This is a genomic window from Paraburkholderia kirstenboschensis, assembly GCF_904848585.1.
Classification (GTDB): domain Bacteria; phylum Pseudomonadota; class Gammaproteobacteria; order Burkholderiales; family Burkholderiaceae; genus Paraburkholderia; species Paraburkholderia kirstenboschensis.
Window position 1 is genome coordinate 440,010 of sequence record NZ_CAJHCR010000003.1, and the last position, 16,432, is coordinate 456,441.

Here is a 16,432-nt window from a genome sequence, read left to right on the forward strand (position 1 = left end):
AGCGTTTGGCCGGTTAGTGGAATCGCGCCCCGGTGCCCCTCTTTGCGACGCTACAGCCGCTTCATAGGGTTTTTCCCACTGTCACGCAGTGAAACACCTGGCGTAACAAGTGGGGGCGACGTTCCGTTCACCGGAATGTTTTGGAATCTTATATCGGCAAATGGAATTTCAATTTGACGCCACATAATTTGGCTGGCTAGAGTCAGCGTCATCGAGGCATCCAAAGGCCACATCATGTCGTTCCTCACACTCACAGACGTCACCAAATCGTTCGGCGACCTCCAGGCGGTCGCGGATGTCAATCTGTCGGTGGAAAAAGGCGAGTTTGTTTCGCTGCTCGGGCCCTCCGGTTGCGGCAAGACGACGACGCTGCAGATGATCGCCGGCTTCCTCGAAACGACACGTGGACGCATCACGCTCGACGGTCGCGACATCACGCATATGAAGCCGAACAAACGCGGCCTGGGCGTGGTGTTCCAGAGCTACGCGCTGTTCCCGCACATGAGCGTGGCGGAGAACGTCGGCTTCGGACTCGAAATGCGCAATGTCGACAAGGCGGAGCGCAACGAACGCGTGCGTGAAGCGTTGTCGCTCGTGCGACTCGATCAGCTCGCGCACCGCTTTCCGCGCGAGCTGTCGGGCGGGCAGCGGCAGCGCGTGGCGATTGCGCGTGCAATCGTGATCGCACCGCCCGTGCTACTGCTGGATGAACCGATGTCGAATCTCGACGCCAAGCTGCGTGAAGACATGCAGTTCGAACTGCGCGGCATTCAACGCAAGATCGGCACGACGACAATCATGGTCACACACGACCAGTCAGAGGCGCTGTCGATCAGCGACCGCGTGGTGGTGATGGAAGCCGGCCGCATTACGCAGATCGACACGCCGTACGAGGCGTACGAGCGGCCGGAGAATCGCTTCGTCTCGCAGTTCATCGGCAAGGCCAACATGCTGCCGGGCACGGTGATCGCGCGCGACGGCGACGCGATCCGCATCGACCTCGGACACGACCTGTGCGAGACCGGCCGAACCGCGCAATTGCCGATGCGCGAGCGCGTGGTCGGCGTAGGCGACGCGGTAACGCTGTGCATTCGCCCGGAAAAACTCCGCCTGTGTCCGCCGGACGCGGGACGTGTGCCGGCCACGGTAACCAGCCGCTTCTTTCTTGGAAGCCAGTGGCTGTATCGTCTCGACAGCCGGCTCGGCGAAGTACTGGTGTGCTGTCAGAACGAAGGCAATGAGCCGTTGCCCGAAGGCGCGGCGGTCGGCGTCGACTGGAACAGCGAAGCGATCCGCTTTATTCAACGGGATGCGCATCATGGATAGCACGCTGCCTGCAACGGAGAACGGCAAGACCGCATCCGCAGGCGCAAGGCGTGCGCCGTGGCGCGCGTTTCTGCCGCTGTGGCTAATGTGCCTGCCCGCGTTCCTGCTGTTCGTCGCGCTCGTGCTCGTGCCGCTTCTGATGACGCTCGTGTTGAGCTTCTATCGTTTCGATCCGGCCAGCGGCCCGCTCGCCGCGTTCCAGCTCGGCAATTACGCGGAAGTGCTGGGCTCATCGTATTTCCACACGATTTTTCTGCGCACGTTCGGCATTGCGTTTCTCGTCACGCTGCTGTGCGTCGTGATCGGCACGCCCGAGGCGTATGTGCTGTCGCGCATGCGCGATCCGTATCGTTCGATGTTCCTGCTGGTGATTCTCGCGCCGCTGCTTGTCTCGGTCGTAGTGCGCACGTTCGGCTGGAGCATGCTGCTCAACAGCAACGGTCTCGTGATTCAGGCGTTCGGGCTCGTCGGCCTCGGTCCTTACAAGCTCGAGTACACGACCTTCGCGATCGTCATCGCACTGGTGCACGTCATGCTGCCCTTCATGGTGATTCCCGTGTGGACCGCGTTGCAGAAACTCGACCCGCAAACGGAGAACGCAGCGCTGTCGTTGATGGCGTCGCCCGCAACGACGCTGCGCCGCATCGTGTTGCCGCAACTCACGCCCGGCATTCTGTCGGGCAGCCTGATGGTGTTCGGTTTGTCGGCAAGCGCATTCGCGATCCCCGGACTACTCGGCGGACGCCGGCTGAAGGTCGCCGCGACCGCCGTCTACGACGAATTCCTCGGCTCGCTGAACTGGCCGCTGGGCGCCACCATCGCGCTGCTGTTGCTGGTTGCGAATCTGATCGTGATGCTCACTTACTACCGGGTTCTGGAACGCAGGTACACCAGAAGCCTGGGTTGACACAGCGGTTCATCGCGCGAAAACATCATGAGAAAGAACGGTCCCATTGCGTTGATTTTCCACACGCTCGTCATTGCGTTCGTGCTCGCGCCGCTTGTCATCGTCGTGCTGGTCGCCTTCACGCCCGACGAAACGCTCACGCTGCCCACGCACGGTGTCTCGCTGCGCTGGTTTCGCGCGATTCTTAACTACCCCGACTTCATCTCGGCGTTTTTCAACAGCCTGAAGCTTGCGTTTGCATCGGCGACGCTCTCGCTGATCGTCGCACTGCCCGCCGCCCTCGCAATCGGCCGCGCGCGTTTTCCAGGCCGCGCTTTTCTGAACGGCTTGCTGCTCTCGCCGCTGGTCATTCCCGGTCTTGTACTCGGCATCGCACTGCTGCGGTTTTTCGCGCTGATCGGCGCGACCGGCTCGTTCGCGTGGCTGATCCTCGCGCACATGATCATCATTACGCCGTTCGTCATGCGGCTCGTGCTGGCCTCGGTAAGCGGACTCGACCGCAGCGTTGAACATGCGGCGCATTCACTCGGAGCCGATGCGTGGACCGCGTTTCGCCGCATCACCTTGCCGATGATTTTGCCCGGCATAACCGGCGGCTGGTTGCTGGCCTTTATCAACAGCTTCGACGAACTGACGATGTCGATCTTCGTGACGTCGCCGCAAACCGTCACGCTGCCCGTTCGCATGTATATGTACGCGACGGAATCCATCGATCCAATGATGGCCTCCGTCTCCGCGCTCGTGATCTTCATTACGGCGGGCGCAATGCTGCTGCTCGATCGCGTGTATGGCCTCAACCGCATTCTGATCGGCCAGCACTGATGTCTTCTTCTGTTCACGCCCTCATGCAATCCAATTCGTCGCCTTCGGACGCCGTCTCGCCCACGTGCGAGGCTCAGTTCGTCCGCATCGCCGAAACGCGGCGCGAACCGCTGCACTTTTATCTCGACGGTCGGAAAGTGTCCGCTCTGCAGGGCGATACATTGCTGACCGCCGTGCTGATGCAACAGCGCCGCGTGCGCGACAGCGAATTCAGCGGCGCGCCGCGCGCCGGCTTCTGCCTGATCGGCGCGTGTCAGGACTGCTGGATGCGCACCGAAGACGGCAAGCGTCTGCGCGCCTGCTCGACGCTCGTCACCGCGGGACTGCGTGTGCTCACGCGTATCGAACCCGCGACCGCGCCAGCGAAAAGCCACAGCGGAGACGCGCAATGAGCGACGATCGCCGCGTTGTGATTGTCGGCGCCGGACCGGCCGGCGTGCGCGCAGCCGAGACGCTGGTCGCGGCAGGCGTGCGTCCCATCGTTGTCGACGAAAATGCGCGCTGGGGTGGGCAGATCTATCGGCAGCCGCCGGAGCATGGCGGCTTTCAGCGCTCGAAGAAAACGCTCTACGGTTTCGAGGCGCGCAAGGCCGACGCGTTGCATACGACAATGCAAGCGCTCTTGCCTTACATCGACTATCGGCCCGACACACTCGCGTGGGCTTGCGAAACCGGTCGCCTCGACACTCTTCAGGCGGGACGCGAAATCAGCGTGCCGTTCTCGCATCTGATCATTGCGAGCGGCGCGACCGACCGGATTCTGCCTGTGCCCGGCTGGACCTTGCCCGGTGTCTATACACTCGGCGCGGCACAGGTCGCGTTAAAGGCGCAAGGCTGTGCAATCGGCCGACGCGTGGTGCTCACAGGCACAGGGCCTTTGCTGTATCTCGTCGCATATCAATACGTAAAAGCCGGCGCGCAGGTAATGGCCGTGCTCGACACGAGCCCGCTCTCGCAACAGATCTCAGCCGTTTCAAAGTTGGCGCGGCTTCCCTCGACATTCGCCAAGGGTTTGTATTACGTCGGCTGGCTCAAGGCGCATCGCATACGTATCGAACGAGGGGTGAAGCTCGTTGGTATTTGCGGCACGCGCAACGTCGAGGCAATCGAATGGCGCGCCCCTGATAATAGTTCGGTTACCGAATCAATTGCATGCGACGCGGTGGGCATCAGCTTCGGCCTGAAGCCCGAAACGCAGCTTGCGGATCTCGCCGGTTGCCGCTTCCGGTTCGACGCGCTCAACCGTTGCTGGCTGCCCGAACTCGACTCTGCCGGACGCAGCACCGTGCGCGGCCTCTATCTGGCCGGCGACGGCGCCGGCATTGCGGGCGCCGACGCTGCCGAACTCGCGGGACGCCGCGCCGCATTAGCCTTGCTCGACGACCTCGGCGTCCGTCACCCACGCGGACCCGGCATGCTCGATGCCGCATCGCTTGAACGCAAGCTGCAACATATCGCCGTTTTCCGTGCCGGAATCGAGACAGCTTTCGAACCGCCCCTGGAATGCGCCGCGCAATGGCCCGACGACATGACCGTCTGCCGCTGCGAGGAAGTCGACGCGGGCACGTTACGGCGTTGTATCCGCGGCAGCGAAGCGAACGAGATCAACCGTCTGAAAGCGCTCACTCGCGTCGGCATGGGTCGTTGCCAGGGACGCATGTGCGGCGAAGCTGCGCTTCTCTTGCTCGCCGAAGAAACCGGCCGCCCGCTCGAATCAGTTGGCCGCCTGCGCAGCCAGCCGCCGGTCAAACCCATCCCGCTGTCGCCCGCGATGTATGCCGGCGACGTCGCTGCGATTCCCGAGGAGGCCCGCGATGAGTGACCCGCTGCACTACGACGTGGCGATCGCAGGCGGTGGTCTCGTCGGTTCTTCGGCGGCACTCGCGCTTGCCACGCGCGGCTTGCGCGTGGGCCTCTTCGAGCGGCGCTTTTGCGGCGCGCAGGCGAGCGGCGTGAATTACGGCGGCGTACGCTGCCAGGGCCGCCCGGTCGAGCAGATGCCGCTCGCGATGCGCGCGCGCCGTATCTGGGACCGCTTGCCGGAACTGATCGGTATCGACGGCGAATTTACGGTGTCGGGACATTTGCGCCTTGCTCGCAGCGAGAGCGACCTTGCCGCGCTTCAGCAATGGGCGGACATGGCGCGCGATTACGGACTACATGCGCAGTTGCTCAGCGGCGCGCAGTTTCGCGAGCGCTATCCGTGGCTCGGCCCGGCGGCTGTCGGCGGATCGCTGTGCGCGAGCGACGGTCATGCCAACCCGCGTCTCGTGTCGCCCGCATTCGCACGCGCCGCGCGTGCCGCGGGCGCGGACGTGCGCGAGCAAACCGCATTGAGCGGCATTCATCACGACGGCAAGCGCTTCCACATGCGTGCGGGCGACACGCAGATCACCGCGGACTGGCTCATCAATTCCGCCGGCGCGTGGGCGAATACGGTCGCGGGCTACTTCGGCGAAAGCGCGCCGATGAAGCCGATCTATCCGAACATGTGGGTCACCGAGCCGCTGCCGCTTTTCATCACGCACAACCTGGGCGTGTATGGCGGCGGCATCTATGCGCGGCAAGTGGCGCGCGGCAATTGCGTGATTGGCGGCGGGCGCGGACATGGCGACGGCGAATACGGTCAACCGTCGACGGAAACCACGCGCGCCGTAATGCGCGACGCGTGCGCGCTGTTGCCCGCGTTGCGCGAGGCGCTACTGATTCGCACATGGAGCGGTGTGGAAGGCGAGACGCCCGACAGCAATCCGATCATCGGGCCGAGCCGCGCAGTGCCGCGTTTGTTGCATGCATTCGGCTTTTCGGGCGGGGGCTTTCTGCTCGCACCCGGAGTCGGCGAGGTGCTCGCCGATCTCGTTATCGACGGCGCCACGGCCACGCCTCTCGACGCTTTTTCGATTGACCGCTTCGCTCAGCTTGCTACTTCATCCGTCGCTTAGATCACGTTTATGAAACTCAGGAGCTCTTCAATGAAATTATTCAGGACGATCGCGGCACTGGCCGCATTGTGTGCATTCGGCGCGGCAGCACCCGCATGGTCGCAGACGAAGACGATTTACATCGGCATGAACGGCGGTCCGATGGAAAAGGCGTATACGAGCCAGGTGCTGCCCGACTTCGAGAAAGCGAACAATGTGAAAGTGGTCGTGGTGCCGGGCACGTCGTCGGATATTCTCGCGAAGCTGCTCGCAAACAAGGCGAGTCCGCAGATTCACGTGGTGTTTCTCGACGACGGCGTGATGGCGCGAGCCATCAGCATGGGCGTGTGCAAAAAACTCGATGACTCGCCGGTGCTCAAGGAACTCTATCCGTTCGCGCGCATGAAGGACGACATGGGCGCGGGCGTGCAGCTCGGCATGACCGGTATTGCGTACAACAAGAAGCTGTTCGCTGAAAAGGGCTGGGCGCCGCCTACGTCATGGATGGATTTCGCCGATCCGAAATACAAGGGCAAGGTGGTGTTCCAGTCCGCTTCGAGCAGCACGTTCGGCCTGCACGGCTTTCTCGCGATCAACCGTTTGATGGGCGGCACCGAGCAGAACGTCGAACCGGGCTTCACGAAATGGGCGAGCACGGTGGGCCCCAACGTCGTGGAGTATGTGCCGAACTCGGCGAAGATTTCGGAAATGGTGCAGACCGGCGAGGCCGGCCTCTTTCCGCTGACGCCGACCGCCGTCGGCGATCTGTCCGACAAGGGCATTCCGGTCGGCTATGTGAATCCGAAAGAAGGTCCTGTGCTGCTGCTCGTGGATCTGTGCGTGGTCAACAACAGCCCCGATCCGCAACTTGCGCAAAAGCTCGCGCAGTTCCTGCTGTCTGCGCCGGCGCAGACGAAAGCCGCTGAAGCCGGCCGCCAGATTCCGACCAACCGTCTCGCGAAAATGACGCCGCCGATGCAGCAAAGCCTCGGCAACGTGGAAGACCTCGTGCGCAAAGTCACGGTGGTGGATTGGGACACCATCAATGCGCATCGTGCGCAATGGGACACGCGCTGGAACCGCCAGATCGAACGCTAGGTTTCCTGGCTTCGCCTGAATGAAACGCGCGCCTGACTGCTACGAGGCGCGCGTTTTTACGTCATGTGAGTGGCGGCTCAGAAGATCACCGAGACCGCCACCGCGAGCCAGATTGCCATGACGCCCGCAAGAAACAGATGACGCGCAATGCGTATCCTGGCGTCGCTCGTCTCCGGCTCCACAGGGCTCGTGGCCATCCACGGTACAAGCCCGAGGCAACCAAAACCGATCAGCGCGAGTATGAACACAATGACATCGACAGCGCGCCATCCGGTCGGCTCATACATTCCCCAATAGCCGAGGAACGCGATACCGATCGAGAAGATCGTGGCCGATGCGGCGCTGAGGGCGGGCACTGATCCGATTGGAGCCGGCATGTTCACCTCCGGTCATTGAGCGGTTACGGCAACCTCTACTCACACGACTCGCAACTCACGACTTACGACGTGCGCGTTTGCCTCGCTTCATACGTCTTGAGATGGCTATAGGCGATGCGCAACAACGTCAAAGCGTGTTCGCCGTTTTGCGCTTCGCCGCCGCGCGAGATCAGATCGCCGAGAATGTGATCCGCCTCGGTATGCGAGTGATTCTCCACGTCGCGCAACATGGACGCAGTGAGCGGCGACGGTGTGAAGAGCGTTTGCGTTGCGCGCGCATCGAAGTCGGGCGCCATCGTAAAGCTGTTGTGTTCGGCAACCGCGCGGCACTCGCCGAGCAGGCTTTCGATCACGCGCTTGCCGTCAGGCGCGGACAGTATGTCGCCGATCGAACCGCGCATCAAACACGTGCTGGCCGCCAGCGTGGCCAGGAACACCCACTTTTCCCACATGCGCAACAGGATGTTCTCGCTAACGGTGACGTCGAAGTTCGCGCCGGCCATTGCATCGGCAATTGCTTGTACGCGTTCGGAGACGCCGCCCTCCAGTTCCCCGAAAGTAACCGCATGCATTTCGTTCAGGTGCACGATCTGCTGATCCGCGTTGAGCGTCGCCGCGATCACGCATTGGCCGCCGAGCACCCGCGATTCGCCGAATTTCTCCGTGAGCACGTCGATATGGCGCATGCCGTTGAGCATCGGCAATATCAGCGTGGATTCGCCCACGAGCGGAGCAAATGAATCGATTGCGTCGTCGAGACTGTATGCCTTGCAGCTTAGCAGCACGAGATCGAACGGCTCGGCGTTCACGCCGGCCAGAATCGTTTTGACGTCGCGCTGCGTGAGGTCGCCGCGCGGGCTCCTGATCACCAGTCCGTCGCGCTGGAGCTTGTCCGCCCGGCCCGCGCGCACGAGGAATGTGACGTCCTGCCCTGCTGCGGCGAGCCGTCCGCCGAAGTAGCCGCCCACCGCCCCCGCTCCCACCACTAGAATTCGCATCTCTGGCCTCTCGAGTGAATGTCGTCGCTCGAAGCAATGTAGCAAAGATTGACACAACGCATCGGACAAGCGCACGTGCCGGGCGTGGCGTGATCGCGCGTTCTTCGTCCGGTCAACGGCACAAACCTTTTAACGCTTTGCGCAAACGGTGCTCTCGTACAGCGCCAGCATGCCGGGCGCGTCGACGCCGACGCAGACCTGGCACTCCGGCCGCTCGTCCCAGTCCGGCGCGGGCACCGGCATCGTGGAAGGCTTCTGAATGGTTTGGCCGACCGCGATGCCGTCCGTCAGCACACGCACAGGACCGCTGCGCGTGGTGTACAGCTGCGGCGCCAGCACATAAGCGACGGCCGACGAATCGTGCACATAAATGCCCTGGAGCTGCGCGCTTTGCTGATGAAACGCCTCGTAATGCCGCGACACGTCCCATACAAACTGGCCTGCCGCGCCGCCACGATCGCGGATCGACGCCAGATAGTCCTGGCTCATGATGGTGCGCTCTGTAACGTCGAGCCCGACAATCGCGACGGGCCACGGCGCGCCGAACACAATGTCGGCGGCATCGGGGTCGCCGAGAATGTTGGCCTCGGCTGCGGGCGTGACGTTGCCGAGTACGCCGCCGGTGCCGAATGCGCCGCCCATGACCACCACCTGCTTGACGAGCGGCGCGATCTGCGGATCGTCCGCAAGCGCCAGCGCAAGGTTGGTCAGCGGGCCGACTGCAAGCAGCGTGACTTCGCCAGGATGCGCACGCACCGTGTCGACGATGAACCGGTGCGCGGGCCGTGCATCGAGCGGCGCATGTTCGGAGGCGCCAAGCGCGATGTTCCCGAGTCCGTTGTCACCGTGAATCCATGCGAGCGGCTGCGGCGCGGCGCGCTTGAGCGGCGCCGCCGCGCCACGCGCGACCGGCACGCCCGGCGCGAACCGCCCCGCAAGAAAGCGCGCGTTGTGCGTGGTGGTCTCGATTGTGGCGTTGCCGAATACGCTTGTCAGTCCGAGCAGTTCGATATCCGGATGCAGCGCCTGAAACACGAGCGCCATGGCATCGTCCACGCCGGGATCGGTGTCGTAGATCAGCTTATGCCTGCTCATAGATAGAACGCGTCCGGCAGTTGGTCGCGTGCGGTCGTGTCGCGTGTCGCGCCGTGCAGATTGCCGAGGCGAATCGGCAACTCGGGACCGCCCAGTTCGATGATCACCTGGCGGCACGCGCCGCATGGTGCAATCGGTCCCTCCGTATCGCCGATCACGGCGAGCGCGGCAAACTGGTCGCGCTGATAGCCCGCCGCAATCGCACTGAAAAACGCGGTACGTTCCGCGCAATTGCACAAACCGTATGAAGCATTCTCGACGTTGCAGCCGTCGAATACGCGGCCGTCTTTAGTCAGCAACGCCGCGCCGACCTTGAATTTCGAATATGGCGCGTAGGCCTTTTCTCGCGCCACACCCGCACGTTCCAACAGCTGTTCTATGTTCATGCAAGACATCCTCGATTCAATTGAGCGTAATGAACATGCCCGCGATGGTCGCGCTCATCAGATTGGAGAGCGTTGCCGCGAGCACGACACGCAACCCGTAGCGCGCGACCTCGGCGCGGCGTTCCGGCGCCACGGCGCTAAAGCCGCCGGTGAGCACCGCAATCGACGCAAAGTTCGCGAAGCCGCATAACGCAAACGACAGAATAGCAATGGTACGCGGATCGAGCGCTTGCATGCCCGCCGCGGTCACGCTCGCGGCATCCCTCAGATACGGCGACAACGATGCATACGCAACGAACTCGTTCAGAATGATCTTCTGCCCGAGGAAATTGCCGGCAATCGCCGCCTCGTTCCAGGGCACGCCGATCAGCCATGCGAGCGGCGCGAACACCATGCCGAGGATCGATTGCATCGACAGTTGCGGGTGGCCGAACCAGCCGCCTATGCCGCCAACGAGGCCGTTGAGCAACGCAATCAGACCGACGAAGGCGATCAGCATTGCGCCCACCATAACCGCGATCCTGAGGCCCACGGTCGCGCCCGAACTCGCGGCCTCGATCACATTCGCGGGACGCTTCTCGTCGAAGTTCAGGTTGTCGAGATGAACGCGGCTCGGCTCTGTTGACGGATGAATGATCTTCGCGAACAACAGCCCGCCCGGCACCGCCATGAACGACGCCGCAAGCAGATATTCGATCCGCACGCCAAGACCTGCATAACCCGCAAGCACCGAGCCGGCAACCGCGGCCATGCCGCTCGACATCACCGCGAACAGTTCGGCGCCCGTCATGTCGCGCGTAAACGGTTTGACGACCGCGGGCATTTCGCTTTGACCGAGAAAGATCGTTGTGACGGCGGAAAACGATTCGAGCTTCGACACGCCGAGCAACTTCTGAAACACCGTGCCAAGCACGATCACGATCCAGCGCATCACGCCCAAGTAGTACAGCACGGAAATCAGCGCGGTCACGAAGATAATGGCCGGCAGCACGCGCACAGCGAAGACGAAGCCACCGTTGCCGAACACCTGGAACATCTTGGCCTGCACGAGTCCGCCGAACAGAAACTCGATGCCGGCATTGCCGTAGCCGAGCACGTTATTCACGCCCGCGGCCGCCGCCGCGAGAATCGTCTTGCCAAGCGGCACGAAGAGAATAAAAGCGCCGATGCAAACTTGCGCGAGCAATGCGCTACTTACAGTCCGTAAGCGAATGGCGCGCCGGTTCGTCGAAAAGATGAAAGCAATGAAGAGCAGTACGGCAATGCCGAGTACGTTGCGTGCGATGAGTGCCATGTCTCGAGTTCTTCATATGAATGTGGCACTGATGCTAAACGAAACGGCTGCTGGAGAGAAATGTTTAAAGCAGGAATTAATGCGATTTGGAAAAGAACACGAGAGCGCCTTCCTCCGGTGTCAGGCCGAGACTGAAATAGCCTTCGAGCCGCTCGGCGTCAGCGTCGTTCAGCGCGAAGGGCGCGCGGATGAAGCCGGACACGACCGCATGGTCGTACCACACGCTCATCCACATGCGCAGCGCCAATACTTCCGGCGATCCGGAACCCCATTCGTCGTGGGTCATGATCCTGCCTCCGTCGCGCGTATTGCCGCCTAGGCGGCGGTGGTTACCCTCATGGCGGGCCGTTCGTCGGGCGGGAATACGTGCCACAAACCGTCGCCATGACGGAAGAAAAAGAGCGTCAGGATGCCCGTCTCACATTGTGCCTCGACACATATGCAGCGTCTGTTCCCCTGGCGCGCGCCGGGCTGCAACTGGATTCGGGCCGATGCCGCGCCGCTCGCGTCCAGCCACTTCTCGATAAGCTCGCGCAATGATCGCTCTGACGCCGCCATAACTCCTCCGCCCATTCGCATAGTGCATCGTAGAACGACGGTGGCAACGTCTCCATCGGCGGCGGCGGAATGTCAGATCAGGAATGCCTGCTTTAGGGTTCAGGTTTTCCTGACACGATCCCACGATCTATTCGGCGACCAGTCCGTGCCTTATCGCATAGCGAATCAGGTCCGCATTATTGGCAAGGCCAAGCTTCTGCATGAGCCGCATCTTGTGCGTGCTGATCGTTTTCGCGCTGAGCGCGAAAGCGTCGGCAATTTCATTCAGGCTCTTGCCGAGCGCGAGCATTTGCAGAACCTGAAACTCGCGGTCGGAAAGAATTTCGTGCGGCGGCGCATCGCCCGAGTAGGTTTCGAAAACGATTCCCTCGACCAGTTTCGGGTCGATGAAGCGTCCGCCTTCGGCGAGCTTGCGAATTGCAGCGAGCAGCACGTCGGGATTACTGTCCTTCGTGACATAACCGGTTGCGCCCGCACGCAGCGCGCGAGAGACGACCTGTGCCTCGTTATGGATGCTCAACACGAGCACCGGCAGCGACGGACGTTCCGCACGCACGCGCCGAATCAGATCGACACCGCTGATGCCCGGCATCGTCATGTCGAGCAGCAGCAAATCAACCTGACATGTGCGCAGTTTCTCGATTACTTCAGAACCTTGCGCCGCTTCGCCCGCCACCACGATGTCGGGCGTCGTTTCGATTATTTGCTTGAGACCTCCGCGCACCAGCGGATGGTCGTCGGCAATCAGAAGCCTGATCATGTCTGAACCCCGTCCTGAAGCGGTATATGGATCGAGACCGCGGTGCCCGTTCCCGGCGCACTGTCGATCAGCAGCGAGCCGCCTATCAGACGTGCCCGCTCGCTCATGCCGAGCAATCCGTACGAATAGTCGCGTCGCACCGCGTCCTGGTCGAAGCCGCAGCCGTCGTCGCTGACATGCAGGTCGAGTGCCGTCGACGTATTGGTCAACGTGACGTCCGCCCGCGTCGCGCATGCATGTCGCGCGACGTTCGTGAGCGAAGCCTGCACGATGCGAAACATCGCGGTTGCATGCGCATCGGAAAGCACCGGCTCGCTGCCGTTCAGACGAAACTGGCACGCGAGCCCGCTGCGCCGCCCGAAATCGTCGACGAGCCATTCGAGCGCCGACACGATACCGTAGTTGAGCGCTGCTGGCCTCAAATGGCTCGCGACATTGCGCACCATCCAGATGGTTCTTTCAACGAGTTCACGCATATCGTCGGTTCTTTTCGCGACTTCGAGATCGCCGGAAAGACGCATTTTAAGCAGTGACACGTCCATCTTTAGCGCTGTTAGCAACTGGCCCAATTCGTCGTGAATTTCCATCGCGATACGCTTTCTTTCCTCTTCGCGAATGGCCTCCATATATGCGGACAATTCGCGCAACTGCTCGCGCGACTCCACCAGTTCCTGCTCGATCCGCTTGCGCTCCGTAATGTCGTTGAGGCCGACGAAAATCGCGGGCGCATCGTCGTAGGTCGCGACACGCGCAGTCGCGATGGCCCAGAACGTCGAGCCGTCCGCACGCCTCAGCCGGACCTCGGTGTTGCGAAAACTTCCTTCATGGCGCAGTTGTTCGACGAGCCGGTCGCGATCCGCGATATCCGCGTACAACTCTGCGATGTTGGCGATATGCGTGGTCACGTAGTCGATGCCGAAGAGTTCGCGCAACGGCTTGTTCGTGTACAGGACGTGCCCTTCCGGCATGGACGTGATGCAAAGCGGCACGGGACTCGTCTCGACGATCGTGCGGAAACGGAACTCGCTCGCGACGAGCCGCGCCTCGGCACGCCTGCGTTCCTCGATCTGCGACTGCAGCGTCGCATTCGCGCGTCCGAGTTCGTCCGTGCGCTGCGCGACGCTTGCTTCGAGCCCGTCGCGCACACGCGACAACGCGGCCTCGGCTCGCTGACGCACGAGCACTTCGTCCTGCAATTGCCGGTTCTGCGCAATCAGTTTCTGATGCATGCCTCTGAGCGCAAGATGCGTGCTGATGCGTGCCATCATTTCGTCGACGTGGACGGGTTTCGTCAGGTAATCGACACCGCCCGCCGAGAAACCTTCCACCATGTCTTCGCTGCCGGTCAGCGACGTCATGAAGATCACGGCGATATTGCGCGTGCGCTCGTCGGACTTGAGGCGCCGGCAGGTCTCGAAGCCGTCGATGCCCGGCATCCTCACATCGAGAAGAATCAGGTCGGGCTGCGAGAATTGCGCGCGTTGGATCGCCTCCGGGCCATCTAGCGCGACGAGCACCTTGAAGCCGCGCGCCACCAGACTCTCGACGACTATCGCCAGATTGGCCGGGTTGTCGTCCGCGATCAGGACCGTGGGCGAGTCGTCGGCGGGAAGCGTCGCGCCGTTCATCTGACCGCCCTGCGTTCGAGTTGCTCCTCGACGAGCTGCAGTAATGCTTTCGATTGATAGCCTTTCGCGAGACTCAGAATCCGCGCGGCGAATGCGCGGTAATGGGGATCATGCGTCGCAACGCGTTCGGCCCACAGCCGTATCTCCTGCATATCGCCGCGGCGCGCGAGCAGATGCAATTCTTCCAGTTCCTCCTCGGGCACCGCGACAAGCGGCCCAGCGGGTGCATCCGGCACGCCGGCAGTAGCGCCGGCAGTAGCACCCGCAGGCGCGTAGATCCATTCGAGATCTAGCAGGCGCGCGACATGCGCGAGCAGTTTGCCGAAGTCGATCGGCTTGGAGAGGAACGCATTCGCGCCGGCTTCGAGGCTGCGCTGTTCGTCGGCGCCTGAAGGACTCGCGGAAGTCGCAATCACCGGCACGTGCGAAAAGCCCTGAATCTGCCTCAATCTGCGCGTCGCTTCGAGTCCATCCATATCAGCCATTACGATGTCGGTCACGATCAGCGCCGGTCGCTCGCTCAACGTTTTCGCGAGTCCCTGGCGGCCGCCTGTCGCTTCAACAATCTCGAACCCGAGCCGGCCGAGAAATTCGACCAGCACCGCGCGGTTCATCGCGACGTCGTCGGTCACCAGCACCTTGCGGCGCGCTCCCTTGTAACCCGTCGCCATGCGCGTATCGGCAATGACCGGCCCGGCGGGGAGCGCACCCGATGCCGCCGCCAGTTCGAACCAGAATACACTGCCGCGGCCAGGCTGGCTCTTCACGTGAATCTCGCTGCCCATTGCGCGAAGAAACTGCTGACTGATGGTCAGCCCGAGCCCTGTCCCGCCCGCGCCGCGTTCCGAATGCGCGATCTGTTCGAACGGCTCGAAAATGGTCTGGAGTTTGTCGGCGTCCATGCCGATGCCTGTATCGCGCACTTCAAAACACACTGTGTTCTCCGCACTCATTTCGACCAGCAGGCTCACACTGCCTTGATCCGTAAAGTTGAATGCGTTCACGAGCAGGTTCAGCAGCACCTGACGCAAGCGCCGTTCGTCCGCGCGAACGGCATCGGGCACGTCGGGCGCCACATGCCAGACAAACTCGACATGCTTCTGTGCGTTCTTCACTTCGATGATTTCGCGGATGGCATCGAGCGTGCCGGCAAGCGGCACGTCGCCCATCTCGACGCGCAGTCGGCCCGCCTCGATCCGTGCGAAATCGAGCGCATCTCCAATCAACGAGAGCAGGTGTTCGCCACTGCGTTGAATGACGCCGACGCCTTCGCGGTGTCTCTCGCTCAGGCTCGTGTCGCGCCGCAAGATCTGCGCATAGCCGAGAATGGCGTTCAGCGGCGTGCGCAACTCGTGACTCATATTGGCAAGGAACTCGCCCTTCGCGCGATTTGCCGCTTCGGCTGCGCGGCGCGCCTCGCGTTCGGCAGCGGCCTCGCGCTCGTCGAGATACGCGCGATGCAGCCGTGCGCCCATCGAATTGAAGGCCGTCACCACGCGTTCGAGTTCGTCCGGCTCGTGGGGCGCGCGCCGGTTTAGCTTCAAAGGTTTGGCGGGCTCACGAAAGTCGTAGCCGTCTACAGTACGAGCAAGCACCGCCAGATGGCGCGTTACGAGCCGCGTCAGAATAAAAACGATGAAGAGCGATACGAGGAAAATGTTGGCGGCTTGAGTGACGAGAATCAGCAGCGCCGTGTGCTTCAGATCGCCGTACAGATCGCTCAACGTCGCCTGCACGTACAGCGTGCCGATGCGCTGGTCGGTGCCGAGCACGCGATGCATGAGCGGGTATTCACGCGCCAGCGCCGGCCCGTTGACGGGTCTGCCCGCGCTCACGAGCGTGGGGGTCGCACCGCTGCCCGACTGGCGCACCTCAGCCACACTGATATCCGCCAGACGCACAATGCCGCCCAGTTCGAGCCGCAGTTGCGCCTCGTCGAGCCGCCACAGCGCCTCGCCGAGACTGTCGCGGTAACTTTTGTCGATGTCCGAGAGGCGGTTTTGTATGTGCGCGATGCCTTCGTTGTAATCGCGATGAATCTGCAGTGCGGTCAACAATAAGGTGAGCACGCAACTAAACAGTATCGCGATCGCAAGAAGCCGGAGCACGATACTGTGCCGCAACCGCCTGAGCGGATACCACCACTCCCCTATGAGGTTGACAGCCATATTGCCCCGCAAGCATGGTGATGTCGGTACTTGTTTCGTGCTGGCGCCGCGACTGCAGTTTTCTGGCGCCCGCGTGGAAGACGCGGTTGTTGCT

16 protein-coding genes are annotated in these 16,432 nt (G+C 62.2%); 7 read left to right on the plus strand and 9 right to left on the minus strand.

Features of this window, described 5'->3' with window-relative positions:
* Positions 1-234: 234 nt before the first annotated feature.
* From JMY24_RS11785 to JMY24_RS11815, 7 genes are read left to right on the plus strand one after another with little or no spacing between them, the layout of a single operon-like run.
* Positions 235-1,326 carry an ABC transporter ATP-binding protein gene (locus JMY24_RS11785; protein WP_128596396.1) on the plus strand — a complete coding sequence of 364 codons (1,092 nt, stop codon included), beginning with the start codon at positions 235-237 and terminating at the stop codon, positions 1,324-1,326.
* A complete protein-coding gene (locus tag JMY24_RS11790) occupies positions 1,319-2,233 on the plus strand; it encodes an ABC transporter permease (RefSeq protein WP_128596395.1) in 915 nt (304 codons plus the stop codon). Before JMY24_RS11785 ends, JMY24_RS11790 begins: the two co-directional genes overlap by 8 nt.
* Positions 2,234-2,260: 27 nt before the next feature.
* Positions 2,261-3,055 carry an ABC transporter permease gene (locus JMY24_RS11795; protein ID WP_128596394.1) on the plus strand — a complete coding sequence of 265 codons (795 nt, stop codon included), beginning with the start codon at positions 2,261-2,263 and terminating at the stop codon, positions 3,053-3,055.
* Between the two features lie 23 nt (positions 3,056-3,078).
* A complete protein-coding gene (locus tag JMY24_RS11800; protein ID WP_128586656.1) occupies positions 3,079-3,447 on the plus strand; it encodes a (2Fe-2S)-binding protein in 369 nt (122 codons plus the stop codon).
* Positions 3,444-4,877: an FAD/NAD(P)-dependent oxidoreductase gene (locus JMY24_RS11805; protein WP_201702087.1), complete on the plus strand. Its 1,434-nt coding sequence runs from the start codon at positions 3,444-3,446 to the stop codon at positions 4,875-4,877. Before JMY24_RS11800 ends, JMY24_RS11805 begins: the two co-directional genes overlap by 4 nt.
* Complete coding sequence (locus JMY24_RS11810; RefSeq protein ID WP_128596386.1) at positions 4,870-5,997, plus strand: NAD(P)/FAD-dependent oxidoreductase; 1,128 nt, start codon at positions 4,870-4,872, stop codon at positions 5,995-5,997. The genes JMY24_RS11805 and JMY24_RS11810 overlap by 8 nt, the downstream gene beginning before the upstream one ends.
* 30 nt (positions 5,998-6,027) lie before the next feature.
* Entirely contained in the window at positions 6,028-7,074 is a 1,047-nt protein-coding gene (locus JMY24_RS11815) for an ABC transporter substrate-binding protein (RefSeq protein ID WP_128591971.1), read from the plus strand.
* Between the two features lie 77 nt (positions 7,075-7,151).
* Here JMY24_RS11815 and JMY24_RS11820 read toward each other — a convergent pair whose 3' ends face one another.
* From JMY24_RS11820 to JMY24_RS11860, 9 genes are all read right to left on the minus strand, one after another.
* Positions 7,152-7,451, minus strand: coding sequence for a hypothetical protein (locus tag JMY24_RS11820; RefSeq protein WP_128591969.1), 300 nt, complete (start codon positions 7,449-7,451; stop codon positions 7,152-7,154).
* 62 nt (positions 7,452-7,513) lie between these two features.
* Entirely contained in the window at positions 7,514-8,449 is a 936-nt protein-coding gene (gene panE, locus JMY24_RS11825; RefSeq protein WP_201702089.1) for a 2-dehydropantoate 2-reductase, read from the minus strand.
* Positions 8,450-8,578: 129 nt separating this feature from the next.
* Positions 8,579-9,544: a nucleoside hydrolase gene (locus tag JMY24_RS11830; protein WP_201702091.1), complete on the minus strand. Its 966-nt coding sequence runs from the start codon at positions 9,542-9,544 to the stop codon at positions 8,579-8,581.
* Positions 9,541-9,930: a cytidine deaminase gene (locus JMY24_RS11835; protein ID WP_128596393.1), complete on the minus strand. Its 390-nt coding sequence runs from the start codon at positions 9,928-9,930 to the stop codon at positions 9,541-9,543. Before JMY24_RS11835 ends, JMY24_RS11830 begins: the two co-directional genes overlap by 4 nt.
* Positions 9,931-9,946: 16 nt before the next feature.
* On the minus strand, positions 9,947-11,224 hold the full coding sequence (locus JMY24_RS11840; protein WP_128596392.1) for a NupC/NupG family nucleoside CNT transporter: 1,278 nt from the start codon (positions 11,222-11,224) through the stop codon (positions 9,947-9,949).
* Between the two features lie 76 nt (positions 11,225-11,300).
* Positions 11,301-11,510 carry a hypothetical protein gene (locus JMY24_RS11845; RefSeq protein ID WP_128596391.1) on the minus strand — a complete coding sequence of 70 codons (210 nt, stop codon included), beginning with the start codon at positions 11,508-11,510 and terminating at the stop codon, positions 11,301-11,303.
* A gap of 399 nt (positions 11,511-11,909) precedes the next feature.
* Positions 11,910-12,542, minus strand: coding sequence for a response regulator (locus JMY24_RS11850; RefSeq protein WP_128588589.1), 633 nt, complete (start codon positions 12,540-12,542; stop codon positions 11,910-11,912).
* On the minus strand, positions 12,539-14,170 hold the full coding sequence (locus tag JMY24_RS11855; RefSeq protein WP_128588587.1) for a hybrid sensor histidine kinase/response regulator: 1,632 nt from the start codon (positions 14,168-14,170) through the stop codon (positions 12,539-12,541). The genes JMY24_RS11850 and JMY24_RS11855 overlap by 4 nt, the downstream gene beginning before the upstream one ends.
* Positions 14,167-16,338, minus strand: a complete 2,172-nt coding sequence (locus JMY24_RS11860) for a hybrid sensor histidine kinase/response regulator (RefSeq protein ID WP_128596389.1) — start codon at positions 16,336-16,338, stop codon at positions 14,167-14,169. Before JMY24_RS11860 ends, JMY24_RS11855 begins: the two co-directional genes overlap by 4 nt.
* Positions 16,339-16,432: the final 94 nt, after the last annotated feature.